We start from the raw sequence: 1,045 nt of genomic DNA on the forward strand, positions 1-1,045 counted from the left end.
TGTTTAGTCCCGGCATTTGCTGGAGCGGATCGAGGGTAAAGCGTTCGGGCTGTGAAGCCCATGCCTTGCAGATGAACTCGTAGGGTGTGAGGCCCTTGAGGGTCTTGAGCCTGCGGCCGAAATTGTAAGCGGCGACGAAGTCGGCAAGATGCTGGCGCAGTTGGTCGTGGCTTTCATAGTAGAAGCGTCTGACTGTGGCATCCTTGATGGTTCGGTTCATTCTCTCAACCTGACCGTTGGTCCATGGATGCTTTACCTTGGTGGTGCGGTGCTCGATATCATTGGTGGCGCATGTGTATTCGAAGGCATGGGCCCAGAAACGTTCGCCATTGGCGATCGCTTCTTTGATCAGCGGCACAGCGGACCCTCCAGCGCCGGGCGTGGTGAACTGGATCCCGTTGTCGGTGAGCACGGTGTGGATCTTGTAGGGGACGGCTGCAATCAAGCGTAGGAGGAACTCGCGCGAGATGGCGGTGGTGGCCTTCTCGTGCAGTTCGACGAAGGCAAACTTCGAGGTGCGATCGATGGCAACGAACATATGCAGCTTACCCTGTTCGGTGCGCACCTCGGCAATGTCGATGTGGAAGTAGCCGATCGGGTAGCTCTTGAACTTCTTCTTCGCCGGCCTGTCGCCGTCGACATCCGGCAGGCGGCCGATGCCGTGACGCTGCAAACAGCGGTGCAGCGACGACCGTGTCAGATGCGGGATCGTCGGCTGCAACGCATAGAGGCAGTCATCGAGCGGCAGCAGCGTATACCGGCGAAAGGCAACGATAACAGCCTCCTCCTCGACGGAGAGCACTGTCGATCTCGGCTCTTTCGGGCCGGTCGGAAGGTCCGCAACAGAGGACCGCTTCCGCCACTTGGCGACGGTCTTCTGATTGATCCCGTAACGCTTCGAAAGCGTCCTCAGGCTCTCTTGACTATGTTGTATCGCTCGACGGACTGCCTCTGTCGTCGTGGCGCTCCCATGAAGAACCTGGCCCATAACGCATCCTTTGATTCGGAAGACAAGGATGCCCCATCAAAGCCTGGGATCAAACAC

1 protein-coding gene is annotated in these 1,045 nt (G+C 58.3%); it reads right to left on the bottom strand.

The genetic code is table 11. The annotated features are described in order from the left end of the window. On the bottom strand, positions 1–988 hold a 988-nt coding region (locus AC13QO_RS29900; RefSeq protein WP_488542765.1), incomplete at its 3' end, for an IS481 family transposase. Positions 989–1,045 lie beyond the last annotated feature (57 nt).

It is taken from the genome of Rhizobium sp. CNPSo 3670, from assembly GCF_057784555.1.